The 13502-nt window shown below is 67.8% G+C and carries 14 protein-coding genes; 9 read left to right on the top strand and 5 right to left on the bottom strand.

The annotated features are described in order from the left end of the window. Positions 1–4: 4 nt before the first annotated feature. Positions 5–1150 carry an AI-2E family transporter gene (locus tag ACQHI0_RS12050; protein ID WP_427908024.1) on the bottom strand — a complete coding sequence of 382 codons (1146 nt, stop codon included), beginning with the start codon at positions 1148–1150 and terminating at the stop codon, positions 5–7. A 137-nt stretch (positions 1151–1287) separates the two neighbouring features. Here ACQHI0_RS12050 and ACQHI0_RS12045 point away from each other — a divergent pair, with 137 nt between their 5' ends. Together ACQHI0_RS12045 and ACQHI0_RS12040 are read left to right on the top strand one after the other, a co-directional pair. Further along, the gene (locus tag ACQHI0_RS12045; RefSeq protein WP_427908023.1) at positions 1288–1938 is read left to right on the top strand and encodes a TetR/AcrR family transcriptional regulator; all 651 of its coding nucleotides are present in this window, start codon (positions 1288–1290) and stop codon (positions 1936–1938) included. Continuing rightward, positions 1922–3523, top strand: coding sequence for an MDR family MFS transporter (locus ACQHI0_RS12040; RefSeq protein WP_427908022.1), 1602 nt, complete (start codon positions 1922–1924; stop codon positions 3521–3523). Before ACQHI0_RS12045 ends, ACQHI0_RS12040 begins: the two co-directional genes overlap by 17 nt. Positions 3524–3552: 29 nt before the next feature. Here the strand turns inward: ACQHI0_RS12040 and ACQHI0_RS12035 are convergent, their stop codons facing one another. Further along, positions 3553–4248: a hypothetical protein gene (locus ACQHI0_RS12035; protein WP_427908021.1), complete on the bottom strand. Its 696-nt coding sequence runs from the start codon at positions 4246–4248 to the stop codon at positions 3553–3555. Between the two features lie 164 nt (positions 4249–4412). Between ACQHI0_RS12035 and ACQHI0_RS12030 the strand changes: the two genes are divergently transcribed. Beyond that, positions 4413–4604 carry a hypothetical protein gene (locus ACQHI0_RS12030; protein ID WP_427908020.1) on the top strand — a complete coding sequence of 64 codons (192 nt, stop codon included), beginning with the start codon at positions 4413–4415 and terminating at the stop codon, positions 4602–4604. On the opposite strand, the gene ACQHI0_RS12025 is transcribed toward ACQHI0_RS12030, so the two are convergent. Then, positions 4594–5595: an AraC family transcriptional regulator ligand-binding domain-containing protein gene (locus ACQHI0_RS12025; protein ID WP_427908019.1), complete on the bottom strand. Its 1002-nt coding sequence runs from the start codon at positions 5593–5595 to the stop codon at positions 4594–4596. The genes ACQHI0_RS12030 and ACQHI0_RS12025 overlap by 11 nt on opposite strands. Before the next feature lie 292 nt (positions 5596–5887). Between ACQHI0_RS12025 and ACQHI0_RS12020 the strand changes: the two genes are divergently transcribed. The 6 genes from ACQHI0_RS12020 to ACQHI0_RS11995 are packed head-to-tail and all read left to right on the top strand — an operon-like array spanning position 5888 to position 10281. Beyond that, complete coding sequence (locus ACQHI0_RS12020) at positions 5888–6190, top strand: urease subunit gamma (RefSeq protein ID WP_427908018.1); 303 nt, start codon at positions 5888–5890, stop codon at positions 6188–6190. Next, complete coding sequence (gene ureB, locus ACQHI0_RS12015; protein ID WP_427908017.1) at positions 6187–6471, top strand: urease subunit beta; 285 nt, start codon at positions 6187–6189, stop codon at positions 6469–6471. Before ACQHI0_RS12020 ends, ureB begins: the two co-directional genes overlap by 4 nt. Continuing rightward, positions 6468–8177, top strand: coding sequence for an urease subunit alpha (locus ACQHI0_RS12010; protein WP_427908016.1), 1710 nt, complete (start codon positions 6468–6470; stop codon positions 8175–8177). Before ureB ends, ACQHI0_RS12010 begins: the two co-directional genes overlap by 4 nt. A 5-nt stretch (positions 8178–8182) precedes the next feature. Beyond that, positions 8183–8839 carry an urease accessory protein UreF gene (locus tag ACQHI0_RS12005; protein WP_427909143.1) on the top strand — a complete coding sequence of 219 codons (657 nt, stop codon included), beginning with the start codon at positions 8183–8185 and terminating at the stop codon, positions 8837–8839. Then, positions 8832–9554 carry an urease accessory protein UreG gene (gene ureG, locus ACQHI0_RS12000; RefSeq protein WP_427908015.1) on the top strand — a complete coding sequence of 241 codons (723 nt, stop codon included), beginning with the start codon at positions 8832–8834 and terminating at the stop codon, positions 9552–9554. The genes ACQHI0_RS12005 and ureG overlap by 8 nt, the downstream gene beginning before the upstream one ends. Positions 9555–9594: 40 nt before the next feature. After that, positions 9595–10281 (top strand): urease accessory protein UreD, encoded by a 687-nt coding sequence (locus tag ACQHI0_RS11995; protein ID WP_427908014.1) that lies wholly within the window; start codon positions 9595–9597, stop codon positions 10279–10281. A 2-nt stretch (positions 10282–10283) separates the two neighbouring features. Here the strand turns inward: ACQHI0_RS11995 and ACQHI0_RS11990 are convergent, their stop codons facing one another. Further along, positions 10284–11576, bottom strand: coding sequence for a DUF1576 domain-containing protein (locus ACQHI0_RS11990; RefSeq protein WP_427908013.1), 1293 nt, complete (start codon positions 11574–11576; stop codon positions 10284–10286). Between the two features lie 219 nt (positions 11577–11795). Further along, positions 11796–13487 carry a dihydroxy-acid dehydratase gene (gene ilvD, locus ACQHI0_RS11985; RefSeq protein ID WP_427908012.1) on the bottom strand — a complete coding sequence of 564 codons (1692 nt, stop codon included), beginning with the start codon at positions 13485–13487 and terminating at the stop codon, positions 11796–11798. Positions 13488–13502 lie beyond the last annotated feature (15 nt).

The following is a 13502-nucleotide window of genomic DNA, read 5'->3' as shown; positions in this document are numbered from 1 at the left end:
TCGGTCAGTCGTCGGCTGCGGACGTGGTGCGTTTCCGGCGTGGGGTCGTCTGGTCGATGCGCGGGTCCTCGGTCACCGCATAGTGTTTCACGTACTCGGACAGGAACGCCTGCACCGTCGCGGTGGCGGGGATGGCCAGCAGTGCGCCGACCGCTCCGAGCAGCGCGCCACCGGCCAGCACCACCAGCAAGGCGATCGCGGCGTTGACGTCGACGGTGCGGGCGGTGATCCGGGGCTGCAGCAGATAGTCCTGGAACCACTGGTAGGCGACCGCGAACACGATGATCCACACCGCGTCCATCGGATCGACCGTCAGTGCCACGAATACCGGAACGATCGCGGCGATGTAGGTGCCGATGGTCGGGATGAACGCGGAGATCACGCCGAACCAGACACCGAGTGCGATCGGGTTGGGCAGGTGCAGGATCGACAGGAACACCCCGTGCACGACCGCGGAGACGATCGCCAGCAGCACCCGCGAGAACAGGTAGCCGCCGGTCTTGTCGATGGCGAGATCCCAGGCGTGCAGGAAGGTCTGCTGGTGCGCGGGCAGTAGCAGCGAGCACACGGTGCGCCGCACCTTCGGGCCGCCCGCGGTGAGGTAGACGCTGAACAACGCGATGGTCAGGACCTGCGCCAGACCGCCGAGGACTGTGGTCGACACGCCCCAGGCGTTGTCGGCGGCGGTGTGCGCGTAGTTCTCGATGAGGGTGGACTCGTGCAGTAGTCGCTGGCTCAGGTCGTGCACCGTGAAGTGCTGGCCGAACGTGTGATTGACCCAGTCCACGCCCTCGTCGAGCAGCCGCGGCGTCTCATGAGCCAGGTTGGTGGCTGTCTCCACCAGCAACGTCACCAGTGCGGCGAGAAAGGCGAGAACGCAGGCGAAGGTGCCGACGAACACCAGTCCGGTGGCGAGCCCCCGCGGCACACCGCGTCGCACCAGCACCGCGACGGCCGGTTCCATCGCCAGCGAGATGAAGAACGCGACGAACAAGATGATCAGGATGCCGGTCAGCCGGTGGAACGCCCAGTCGGCGATCAGGAACAGCCCGAAGAACACCAGCGCCAGCACCATCGCCCGAGGTAGCCACTTCGGCATCCTGGTGCGTGCGGGTGTCTGCGGAGCGGCGTCCGGGGAGTTGATGTCCACGACTCTCAGTGTCGCCCCGGGTCGGCCCAATTCCCGGCACCAACGCGGTCGCGTTGACCTGGCCGAACGCTCGGCGCACGCACTCGCCCAATACTTGCAGTTTCTGAAATATTGCAGTTTGTGCTAATTTATGGGGCGTGACACAGCAGCCGGTCAAGCAGGCCTCGATCGGACTGCGCGAACAGAAGAAGCAGCGAACCCTGCTCGACCTCTGCCTCGCCGCACGGCGGTTGGCGGTCGAGCACGGCCTCGACGCGACGAACGTCGACGACATCGCCAAGGCGGTGGGCGTCTCGCCGCGCACCTTCTTCAACTATTACGAGACCAAGCTCGACGCGGTGGTCGGCCCGATCGGCGAGATAGGTACCCCCGAAGCCAGGCAAGAGTTCATCGCAGGCGGACCGACCGGCGTGCTCATCGAAGACCTCACCTGGCTGCACGCCGCGGGTTTCCAGCCGGACAGTGAAGTGCGCGAGGGTATCTCGCTGGTCACCGAACTGGTCATGGCCGAGCCGAGAGTGCTCGCCGCGTTCATCGCCTCCGGTGCCCGGATGGAGGCCGCCATCGCCGAACTCCTCACGGCCAGGTGCGGCGCCGACGTCGCCCCCGAATTCGCCTCGCTCACCGCGGGAATCATGACCACCATCACCACGCGGGCAGCGATGTCGCTGGCCGCCGACCCGAACGGGTCGCTGGCGGCAGCGCTGCACGAGCACTGCGCCATGGCCGCCCGGCTGTTCCGGCCGGACGACAGCACAAGGAGACGCTCCGATGACCACGACGGCTGATTCGCCGCCCACCCCGATCGTCCTGACGCAGAAGCGGATCTGGCTGATCTTCTCCGCGCTGATCGCGGGCATGTTCCTGGCCAGCCTCGATCAGATGATCGTCGGCACCGCGATGCCGACCATCGTCGGCGAACTCGGCGGGGTCTCGCACATGGCCTGGACCGCCACCTCGTACCTGCTCGCCACCACCATCGTGATGCCGATCTACGGCAAACTCGGCGACATGTTCGGCAGGCGGTGGCTGTTCCTGTTCGCGATCACCGTCTTCACCGCCGCGTCGATCGGTGCCGCCGCGTCGACCGGGTTCTGGGAGTTCATCGCGTTCCGTGGCCTGCAGGGCGTGGGTGGCGGTGGCCTGATGATTCTGGCGCAGGCCATCATCGCCGATGTCGTGCCCGCCAAGGATCGTGGCAAGTACATGGCGCCGATGGGTGCCGTCTTCGGTATCACCTCGGTCGCCGGACCGCTGCTCGGCGGCCTGTTCGCCGACCACCTCGACTGGCGGTGGTGCTTCTGGATCAATGTGCCGATCGGCATCGCCGCGCTGTTCATCGCCTTCCGCTACTTGAACATCCCCAGCCATCGACCCAAGTTCCGTCCCGACTACCTCGGCATCGTGCTCATGTCGACCGCGACCACGCTGCTGATCCTGATCACCGACTGGGGCGGCAAGCAGTACGCGTGGGGCTCGACGGTGATGGTGTCGATGATCGCCGCTCTCGTCATCGTGGTCGCGGCCTTCGTGTTCGTGGAATCGCGGGCCGCGGAGCCGATGCTGCCGCTGTGGCTGTTCCGCAATCGCACCTTCGTGCTGACCTCGCTGATCGGATTCCTCGTCGGCCTGGTGATGTTCGCCGCGATCGGCTTCATCCCGACCTACCTGCAGATGGCCAGTGGAACGTCGGCGTCGGTGTCGGGTCTGCTGCTGATCCCGATGATGATCGGCATGATGCTCACACTGATCACCTCGATGAACGCGATCACCAAAACCGGTCGCTACCGGGTGTATCCGCCGATCGGCGCCGCGCTCATCGGCATCGACATGCTGTGGCTGACCCGTTTGGACGCCAACACCTCGATGTGGCTGGTCTCGGCCATGCTGTTCGTGATGGGTGCCGGGCTCGGCCTGATCATGCAGATCATCGTGCTCGTAGTGCAGAACGCGGTGGCGCCCGACCAGATCGGCACGGCGACCAGCGCGAACAACTACTTCCGTGAGATGGGTGGCGCGCTGGGCATCGCGATCTTCGGTTCCATCTTCACCAGCAGGCTCACCGAGAACCTCACCGGCGCGTTCCAGGCGAACTGGCAGGAAGCGGCGGCGGCGAAAATCGACCCGAGCGCGCTGATCCCGTCGGTGGTCAAGAACCTGCCCGAGAACCTGCACGACGCGATCGTCGGCGCCTACGTCGACGCGCTGGTACCCGGGTTCTGGTACCTGATCCCTGGCGCGGTTATCGCGTTCGCGCTCGCGCTGTTCATCCCACACTTGAAGCTGTCCGACGAAGCGGGCATGGTCGCACGCGGCGAGGCGGTCATGGCAGACACGGAGCCCGTCGAGCCGGAACTGGTCAAGGAGGGCTGAGCGAGCGGGCGGCGCCTTCGCGTCGGTCCCTATGTCGTGGCCGATGATCCGGCATTCTCGAGGTCGACCGGCGTGCTCCTCCACATTTCGGATGCCAGCCACAACGCCGCCACCGCAACCAGTGCGCCCCAGGCGATCCGGCCTGCGTGCGGTAGGAAGTACTGGGGCAACATGGTGACCAGCAGTGCCGCCAGTGGGACGCCGCTCCAGCGGTGGAGAGTGCCCGAGCGCCACACCGCCACAGCGGCGAGCACCGCGGTCGCCGCGACCAGCGCGAGCCCGATCACGAAGACGGCTATCGCGGTCGAATCGTTCCGGAAAGCGTTGCCGACCTCGGCCAGTGTCGCATCCCCGTCGGCAACGGCCCGCTGCCCGATCGCTGTGAGGCCATAGACCTCGGCGCCGTAGTACGAGATCGTCAGCGCTGAACCGATGTAGCCGATCGTCGCGGCGACAGCGGCCGTGTTCTCGGTGGAGGTGCCGTCGAGATAGCCGCGCAGCGCGCCGTATCCGAGCGGGATGAGGATGAGTCCGATGATCGCGGCGATATGCGCCACCGACCAGCCGGACGTTGTCCACGACCGGGCGGCTTCGAGCGAGGTTTGGTCGCCGACACGCGGGGCGGCGGCTTCGTAGATCACGAACAGGATGCCGGCGCACGCGAATGCCAAGGCTCCCCTGCGGACTCGGCGGCGTTGTGGTGATGTGGACTCGGGGACGGACATGACGCTCCTCAGCTGCACCGACCATTGCGAGATCAGTGCTCTCTCTTAGCGTAGCCCGATTGGCGTGTTCGGCGCGAGGTTGGCGCGTTCTGTTCTTGTCGTGGCACCGACGTCATTCGAGACTTACGTTCGTAATGTCGGAGTGTGAACGAGGGGAGAGCGCGGTGCCGGTTACGAGGGAGAGCGCCACCGTCTACGTGATTACCGCGTTGGAATCGAAGGGCACCGCGACCCGGGACGATTTCGACGTAGCCGGAATCGTCGCCGCGTTCCGCGATCTCGTCGACGGGTGGGACTTCCGCTTGTTGGAACGGGACATGTTCTGGCAGATCGCCTCGACCTACCTCAGGACGTAACGGTCCCCAACGGATGGGTACCCGCCGACCAGCGCCGGGCCGCGCGACGCAACGAGCCCGCGTCGGAGTAACCGAGTAGTTCGGCTTGCCTGGTGCCGCTGACCGACCCCGCGGACACCGCTCGCGACAACCGGGCGCTGCGGGCGCGATCCAGTTCGGCCCGCCAAGTCGTGCCCGATTCGGCCAGCCGCCGCTGCAGGGTTCGAGGGCTGATGTTGAGGATCCGGGCGACGCTGTCGAGCGAGGCGACCCCGGCCTCGATGGCCTCGTCCACTGCGGCGGCCACCCGCTCGGGCCAGGCCGAGGCGAGGGTCGGCGGGGGTGCCAGCGCGGCGGCCAGCGGCTGTAAGACCGCGGCGAGTACGGGATCCGCGGTGGTCAGGGGCAGCTCCAGATCCGCGGAGCGGAAGGTCATCGAATCGGTGGGTGCGTCGAATTCCAGTGTGGCGGAACCGAATACGGCGCGGAAACCATCGAGGCGCGCGGGAGCGGCTTGGCGCAGCGAGACGCGCACCGGGTTCAACGGATGGTCGACGGCTCGGCGCGCGCGGCTCAGCACCGCCGATAATCCCCACAGTTGGGTGTGGTCTCTTCCCCGGCCTTCGCCATCGAGCATCTCGAGGTAGAGGGTGGATTCGCCCTCGGTCTCGGCGACCAGGTCGAACCGGTGATTGGTGGTGACCGCGGTGATGTAGGGACCACAGGTGGCCAGCCCGGCGCCCAGCGTGGGCGCGGACGCGAACAGGTAGTCGTAGAGACCGAGGCTGGACAGCTCGTAGCGCCGGGCGACCTGCAGGGCGACATCGGGGCCGAGGCGATGCTCGCCGACCTCCCATAGCCGGGAGAACGTCGAACTCGGCAGATGCACATCGTGGCCGGTCATCGACCAATCCGGGACTCCGGTGTCGCGGATCAGTTGCGCACGATCCAGCCCGGCGGCCCCGAACTGGGAGATGACGAAACGGTGCAGCAAGCTCTGGTCGGTAGCCATGACGTCTCCTCATCCGCACCTCGGGTGTGATCCGGTTCTACCAGTTCCGCGTGGTCGCCGCCTTCGTGTTCGTCGAGTAGTTGGCCGCGGAGCCGATTCAGCGCCGAACCGAGGTGGCCGTGCGGCGCGGCGATGGCTGCCGTGTTCGGCGTGGGGCGCCTCGGCGGGCGGTGATGGCCGGCGCGGTTCCGGCCGCCGCGCTGCTCAGGTCGGCGGCGGAGCCGACATCGGTTGATAGAGTGCCCGAACGCAGGTTGTGGGTGTTGGTCTCCAGAGATCGGAACAGCTCGATATGCGATTGAATCCTTCGGATACCGAAAAGCTGCTGCTCAGCGTCGCCGGTATGGTCGCGCGCGATCGGCACGAGCGTGGCGTGAAGCTCAACTATCCCGAGACGGTGGCGTTGCTGTCGTGCTGGGCGATCGAACGTGCTCGTGAGGGCAGGTCGGTGGCGGAGGTGATGAGCGCGGGGCGCCAGGTGCTGACCAGAGGCGATGTCATGGACGGCATTCCGGAAATGGTCGGTGACGTGCAGGTCGAGGCGACTTTTCCCGACGGCCGCAAACTCGTCACGATCACCGAGCCGATCCAATGATTCCGGGCGAGTACCGATTCGGCGACGACAAGCTGCCGGATGAAAACAGCCGGGCCCGGGTCAGTGTGGTGATGGTGAACACGGGCGATCGACCGATCCAGATCGGTTCGCATCTCCATCTGCCGGAAGCGAATGCGGCGCTGTCGTTCGACCGTGCCGTGACCACCGGCTACCACCTCGATATCCAGGCCGGCACCTCTGTCCGTTTCGAACCCGGCGTGAGCCGCACCGTGACGTGCAGGCAGTTCGGTGGCAGCTTCGGCCGAAAGGACGCGCGGTGAACGCGATCTCACGGGACCGATCCGCCCAGCTGTTCGGGCCGACCACGGGCGATCAGATCCGGCTCGGTGACACCGATGTGTGGATCGAGGTCGAGCAGGACCGCACCAACCGTCACGACGCGGTCGTCTTCGGCGGCGGCAAGACGATTCGCGACGGTATGGGGCAGGGGCGGGTCAGCCGGGAGCAGGGCGCGCTCGATGTGGTGGTGACCAACGTGATCGTGCTCGACCACTGGGGGATCGTCAAAGCGGACGTCGGAATCCGTGACGGGCGCATCGCCGGGGTCGGCCGGGCGGGCAACAGCGAGATCATGGACGGTATAGATCCCGGGATGGAGATCGGGCCGAGTACCGATGTCATCGCCGGGGAAGGCTACATCCTGACCGCGGGCGCAGTGGACACCCACGTGCATTTCCTCTCCGAGATCGAGGTGCGCGAGGGCATCGCGGCAGGCACGACCACCATGATCGGCGGCGGCGCGGGCCCGACGAAAGGCACGAAGGCGACCTCGGTGACTCCGGGGGCGTGGGCGTTGACGATGATCCACCGCGCGCTGGACGAATTGCCGGTCAATATCCTGCTTTTCGGCAAGGGCAGCACCGCCGGCCGGCAAGCGTTGCGCGAGGACGCACTGGCGGGAGCGGGTGGATACAAGATCCACGAGGACTGGGGTGCCGCACCGCCGGTGATCGATGCCGCCCTGCGCGCGGCCGACGAGTTCGGTCTGCAGGTCGCCCTGCACAGCGACAGCCTCAACGAAACCGGCTACGTCCAGGAGACGATCGACGCGATCGGGGGCCGCGGCATCCACGCGTTCCATTCCGAAGGCGCGGGCGGCGGTCACGCACCCGACATCATGGTGCTCGCCGGTCAACCGAATGTGCTTCCCGCGTCGACGAATCCGACGATGCCATACACGGTCAACACCGTCGACGAGCACCTGGACATGCTGATCGTCTGCCACGCGCTCAATCCGAAAGTGCCCGAGGATCTGGCGTTCGCCGAATCACGCATCCGCGCGACCACCATGGCCGCCGAGGACGTCCTGCACGACATCGGCGCCATCTCGATCATGTCCAGCGACGGCCAGGCGATGGGCCGGATCGGCGAGATGATCTGCCGCACCTGGCAGACCGCGCACGTGATGAAAACCCGGTTCGGCCGCGGTGATTCGGCGCTGCCCGCCGACAACGAGCGCGCTCGCCGCTATGTCGCCAAGTACACGATCTGCCCGGCGGTGGCGCACGGTGTCGATCACGAGGTCGGCTCGGTGGAGACGGGCAAGATCGCCGATCTCGTGTTGTGGAAGCCCGCGTTCTTCGGGATCCGGCCCGAGGCGGTCATCAAGGCGGGCGCCGTCGTCGCCGGGCCGCTCGGTGACCCGAGCGCGTCGATCACCACGCCGCAACCGGTGCTGATGCGTCCCGGGCTGGCCGCGCACGGCGCGGCCGCCGCGCACCTGTCGACGACGTGGGTGGCGCCGATCGCCCTTGACACCGGCCTCGCTCAGCGTCTCGGTCTGACGCGCAGGTTGGCGGCGGTCCGTCCCACCCGCGAGATCGGGAAGAAGGACCTGCCGCGCAACAACACGCTGCCCCGGATCGAGGTCGACGCGGAAACCTTCGTGGTCTCGATCGACGGCGCACCGGTGCAGCCGCAACCCGCGATCGAACTGCCGCTCGCCCAACGCTACCTGCTGTTTTGACCGGTGTGGCCGGCTTGCTGCTGGCCGACGGGCGGCTGCCCACCGGCGGTCACGCGCATTCCGCCGGGCTCGAACCGGCGTTGCGCGCCGGACTCGCACCGGCCGAGATCCCGCGCTACCTGCGGGCCCGGCTGCACACCGTGGGCCGGGTCGAGGCGGCGACCGCGGTTCTCGCGCGGCGCGCCGCGGTCGGCGAGATCACCGTCGACCTGGCTCAGCTGCAGGCGGCCTACGACGCGCGGACATCCAGCGCCGCACTGCGGGCGGCATCGGCGCAACTGGGCCGTGGTCTCTCGCGGCTCGCCCTGCGGCTGTGGCCGGACGCACCGCCGATCGGCGCACTGGCGGCGATGGCGGCACCGTGCCGACCGGTCGCCCTCGGCGTCGTCGCGGCGGTCGCGGGACTCGACGACATCCAGACCGCGCGGACCGCGCTCTACGACGACCTGCAGACCGCCGCGTGCGCCGCGCCCAAGCTGATCCCCATCGACCCGATCGAGCCGGTCCGGTGGGTGCTCGACCTGGGTGAGGCCGTCGAACGCGTCGGCGCGCTCGCCGTCACCGTCACGGGGACGGCTGATCTGCCCGTACTCACGGCACCGCTGGTCGAGCAGTGGTCGCTGGAACATTCGCATCGACAAAGGAGGATCTTCCATGCCTGAGACGACCGATCAACCGATGCGGCCGCTGCGTCTGGGGGTGGCCGGGCCCGTCGGAACCGGCAAGAGCACGCTGATCGCGACCCTGTGCCGACGGCTGGCCGCCGACTTGCAGATGGCAGTGGTCACCAACGACATCTACACCGACGAGGACGCGCGACTGCTGCGTGCCGCGGGCGTGCTGCCGGTCGAACGGATCGTCGCGGTGGAGACCGGCGCCTGCCCGCACACTGCGATCCGCGACGACGTGACCCCCAACCTGCTGGCGGTCGAGGATCTCGAAAAGCAGTTCGCGCCTTTGGATCTCGTGCTGGTCGAAAGTGGCGGCGACAACCTCACCGCCACGTTCAGCCCGGCCCTGGTCGACGCACAGGTGTTCTGTATCGATGTCGCGGGCGGGGGAGACGTCGCCCGCAAAGGCGGGCCGGGGATCGAACGCGCGGATCTGCTGGTGATCAACAAGACCGATCTCGGGCCGCATGTGGAGGTCGATCCCGATCAGATGGTGCGTGACGCCGCCGCCGTCCGTGGTGGACTGCCGGTGATCGCGGTGAGCCAACGGGTTCCGGCCAGCATCGACGTCCTCGTCGACTGGGTGCTCGGCGTGCTGAGCGCCTACCGTGCGGGCACCTTGGTTCCAGGGGACCCTGGCCCGATGGCGCCGCACATCCACGCCGACCAGCACGACCATGACCACAATCACGTCCACGTGCACTGAACCGGTCACCGGCGTAGCCTCTCGCCCGACACGAATCTCGGTGCAGCCCCGTGGTTCCGGTGTCGCCGCGGTCGCGCTGGACGCCGGTGACTACCTCGTTCCGCGCCTGCTGGACACGCACGGACGGCACGCGCGGGTCGCGCTGGTCGGGCGTTGCGGCATGCTCGTGGCGGGCGACCGGCTCGAACTCGACATCACCGTCGGTCCCGGTGTCCATCTCGACCTCGTCGAACCCTCCGGCACCGTCGCGTACAACGCGCGCGGTGGGCAAGCGAGTTGGTCTGCGCGCGCCACGGTGGCCGAGGGCGCGACCCTGAGTTGGCTCGCCGCTCCGCTCGTCATCGCCACGGGAGCCGACCTCACTCGCGAGGTCGACATCACGCTCGCCGAAGGCGGGTGCGCGGTGCTGTCGGAACTGCTGGTGCTCGGTCGCAGTGGCGAAACCGGTGGTGCGTTGCGTTCTCGTCAGCACGTCACGCACGCCGGAATGCCGTTGCTCGTCGAGGAACTCGATCTCACCGACCCGGCAGCGCGCGACTTGCCCGGCATGCTGGGCGGGCTGCGCGTGGTCGGAACCGTCGCCGTGCTCGGGCGTCGACCCGCCGTACTGCCGGGGCCGCGCGCGACCTCGCTCGCCGGACCCGGTGCGCTGGCCCGCGTGCTCGGCGCGACGGCGCACACGATCGAGGACGAGATGAATTCGCTGTGGCAGGCGTGGCGGGTCTGACCTCAGGCCGCGGGGACGGGTGTGTCGGGTGTGTCGGCGGCCCGCCGCGGGTGCGCGAGGAACGCCGCGACCGGGGCAACCACGGCCGCGACGAAGCCGGCGGCGAACCCGTTGCCGTAGAGGTTGAGTCCTGCCACCAGCGCACCGGTGACCTGGGCGGTCGAGGCGTGGAAGAAGCCCGCGATCACACCCCAGTGCGGGCCGAACCGCCCGGCGATCGGCGCCAGACAGGTGCCGTATAGCGCTGCCCAGATCAGCCCCGGATCGGTCAGCTCGAACGGCTTGAGCAGTCCGGCCAAGGCGACACCGGCGACGATCGGAACGATGTTGAGCGCGTGTTTTCCGCACGCGCCGAACCCGACCACGCTGAGAATTCCCGCCACGACGGGCCCGTTGAGCGGCGCGCCGATGACCAGGACGTACGCCGTTGCCAGCGTGCCGATCACGGCCATATTGAGCAGCACCGCGCCCGCTCCGTCGCTCGCGAGGAAGTCCGACGGTGCCCGCCCGTCGCTGCGCAGGAGTCGACCGAGGTTGCGCCATGGTGTGCGGTCACCGACGAACGCGGCGGCGAGCACGCCGACCAGGAGGACGGCAAGCAGGATCAGCAACGGCGTGTCGTGGCCGGAAGTCCACACCATCTCCGGTTGCGGCCCGAGTCCGAACGCACGGTAGACCGAGACGATCACCGCGCCGACCACTCCGGCCACGAAACCCATGTTGTAGAGGGTGAATCCGGCATGCGCCTCGAAGAGCCTGCGCGCGACCGGCGGCATCACGAACCCGATCAGGACCGAGGTCGCCACGCCGAGGACGAGTCCGGCCCAGGTGGGCAGCGACGTGCCGAAAGCCAGCACCGAGAAGATCGGTGACAGCGCTGTGGCGAAGAACGCGGTGGAGACGTGGTCGGCCAATCGATCACCGCGAACCCAGGCGTACAGGGCGACACCCGCCAGAATCGGCCAGATATTGACCAGGGTCTTGCCGTACAGCGCGGTGCCGAGCACCAGCAGCAGGCACGCCACCGCGGGCCCGTCCACCGGCGCACCTGTCACCCGATAGATCGCACACGCCACCAAGGACACCAGTCCGGCTTGGACGAACGCCCCACCGAGCCCACCGACACCGACGAAATCGGTGATCACCAGATCGCGTGCGAACACGATGTCACCGACGCCGCGCAGTACCTGCCCCGGCGGGTCGGCAAGGAACCCGAACAGGACGAACGCGAGCGACATTCCCGCGACGACACAGAACAACACCCGTTGGTCGCGGTGACCGGCCGTGAGCTCCATGACTGGGTCCTCCTCCGCATCAGCACGCCTGCTCGCGTGTCGCAGCCCGTTCATCCTCTCTGCTCGGACGCCACATTGCGGTAACCGACGCGGCTTTCGCGCGGCCGCGATCATCGCGCGGTCGCGGGAGATATCGACAGCAGCAGTCTTGCCCAGGCTGGTGGACGGGGCCGCGCACCGAGACCGTGCCCGCGGACGCGATCGCCCTGGCCGAGCGGGTCAGCCGGTGACGGCGCCGTGCGCAGCCGAGCTGACGAGCTTGCGGTACTTCGACAGCACGCCCGAGGTGTACCGGGGTGGCAGCGGCTCCCAGCCGACCTTGCGCGCGGCGAGTTCGTTCTCGTCGATCTCGACGTCGAGGACGCGATTGGCGACGTCGAGCACGATCGGATCGCCGTCGCGGACGAAGGCGATCGGCCCGCCGTCCACGGCTTCGGGCGCGACATGCCCGACACACAAACCTGTTGTGCCGCCGGAGAATCGGCCGTCGGTGAGCAGCAGGACATCCTTGCCGAGACCTGCGCCCTTGATCGCGCCGGTGATGGCGAGCATCTCGCGCATGCCGGGGCCGCCCTTGGGGCCCTCGTTGCGGATGACGACCACATCGCCCGCCACGATCGTGCCGTCCTCGAGTGCGTTCATCGCCGCCCGTTCCCCGTCGAACACCCGCGCCGTGCCGCGGAAGACGTCGGAGTCGAAACCGGCGCTCTTCACCACGGCGCCTTCGGGTGCGAGCGAGCCGTGCAGGATGGTGAGTCCGCCCGTGCGGTGGATCGGCCGATCGAGGCGCCGGATGACATCACCGTCGAGGCCGAGTTCGATATGGGCGAGGTTCTCGGCCATGGTCGCGCCGGTGACGGTCATGACGTCGCCGTGCATGAGACCCGCGTCCAACAGGGCTTTCATCACGACCGGGATGCCGCCGACCTTGTCGACATCGTTCATCACGTAGCGGCCGAACGGTTTGAGATCGCCCAGGTGCGGCACTTTGTCACCGACCCGGTTGAAGTCGGCGAGGGTGAGGCCGACACCGGCCTCGCGCGCGATGGCCAGCAGATGCAGTACGGCGTTGGTCGACCCGCCGAGCGCCATGACGACGGTGATGGCGTTCTCGAACGCCTCCATCGTCATGATGTCGCGGGCCGTGATCCCCTTGCGCAGCAGCCCGACGACAGCCTCGCCGGACTTCTCGGCGTAGTCGTCGCGGCGACGATCCGGGGCAGGCGGGGCAGCCGATCCCGGCAGGCTCATGCCGAGAGCCTCGGCGGCCGAGGCCATGGTGTTGGCCGTGTACATGCCGCCACACGCGCCTTCACCCGGGCAGATCGCCCGCTCGATGCGATCGACCTCCGCCGGGGTGATCAGGCCCTTGATACAGGCGCCGACGGCCTCGAAAGCGTCGATGATGGTGACGTCCTTGCCGTCGATATTGCCCGGCAAGGTCGAGCCCGCGTAGAGGAAGACGCTCGCCAGATCGAGGCGCGCGGCGGCCATCAGCATGCCCGGCAGGCTCTTGTCGCAGCCTGCGAGCAGTACCGAACCGTCGAGGCGTTCCGCCATCATCACGGTCTCGACCGAATCGGCGATGATCTCGCGGCTGACCAGCGAGAAGTGCATCCCCTCGTGCCCCATCGAGATCCCGTCCGACACCGAGATCGTGCCGAACTCGAGTGGGTAGCCACCGCCGGCGTGGACGCCGCGTTTGACCGCCTTGGCCAGCCGGTCGAGCGAGAGATTGCACGGGGTGATCTCGTTCCAGCTGGAGGCCACGCCGATCTGCGGCTTGACCCAGTCCTCGTCACCCATCCCCACCGCGCGAAGCATGCCGCGAGCGGCAGTTTTCTCGAGTCCGTCGGTGACATCGCGCGAGCGCGGCTTGATGTCCACGGGCTGATCGGAGTCGTGTGCCATAGCGCCAGCCTACGA

Source organism: Nocardia sp. FBN12, from assembly GCF_050320175.1.
Taxonomy (GTDB): Bacteria; Actinomycetota; Actinomycetes; order Mycobacteriales; family Mycobacteriaceae; genus Nocardia.
The sequence above is the reverse complement of the archived record's forward strand: the minus strand, read 5'-3'. Positions and strand labels throughout refer to the sequence as shown.

What these genes read in the sequence shown, in the direction of transcription:
- ACQHI0_RS12025 (WP_427908019.1), bottom strand. Translation starts at nt 5,595, where the DNA reads ATGGCTACCGACCAGAGCTTGCTGCACCGTTTCGTCATCTCCCAGTTC.
- ureG (WP_427908015.1), top strand. Translation starts at nt 8,832, where the DNA reads ATGCCTGAGACGACCGATCAACCGATGCGGCCGCTGCGTCTGGGGGTG.
- ACQHI0_RS12020 (WP_427908018.1), top strand. Translation starts at nt 5,888, where the DNA reads ATGCGATTGAATCCTTCGGATACCGAAAAGCTGCTGCTCAGCGTCGCC.
- ACQHI0_RS12040 (WP_427908022.1), top strand. Translation starts at nt 1,922, where the DNA reads ATGACCACGACGGCTGATTCGCCGCCCACCCCGATCGTCCTGACGCAG.
- ACQHI0_RS11990 (WP_427908013.1), bottom strand. Translation starts at nt 11,576, where the DNA reads ATGGAGCTCACGGCCGGTCACCGCGACCAACGGGTGTTGTTCTGTGTC.
- ilvD (WP_427908012.1), bottom strand. Translation starts at nt 13,487, where the DNA reads ATGGCACACGACTCCGATCAGCCCGTGGACATCAAGCCGCGCTCGCGC.
- ureB (WP_427908017.1), top strand. Translation starts at nt 6,187, where the DNA reads ATGATTCCGGGCGAGTACCGATTCGGCGACGACAAGCTGCCGGATGAA.
- ACQHI0_RS12035 (WP_427908021.1), bottom strand. Translation starts at nt 4,248, where the DNA reads ATGTCCGTCCCCGAGTCCACATCACCACAACGCCGCCGAGTCCGCAGG.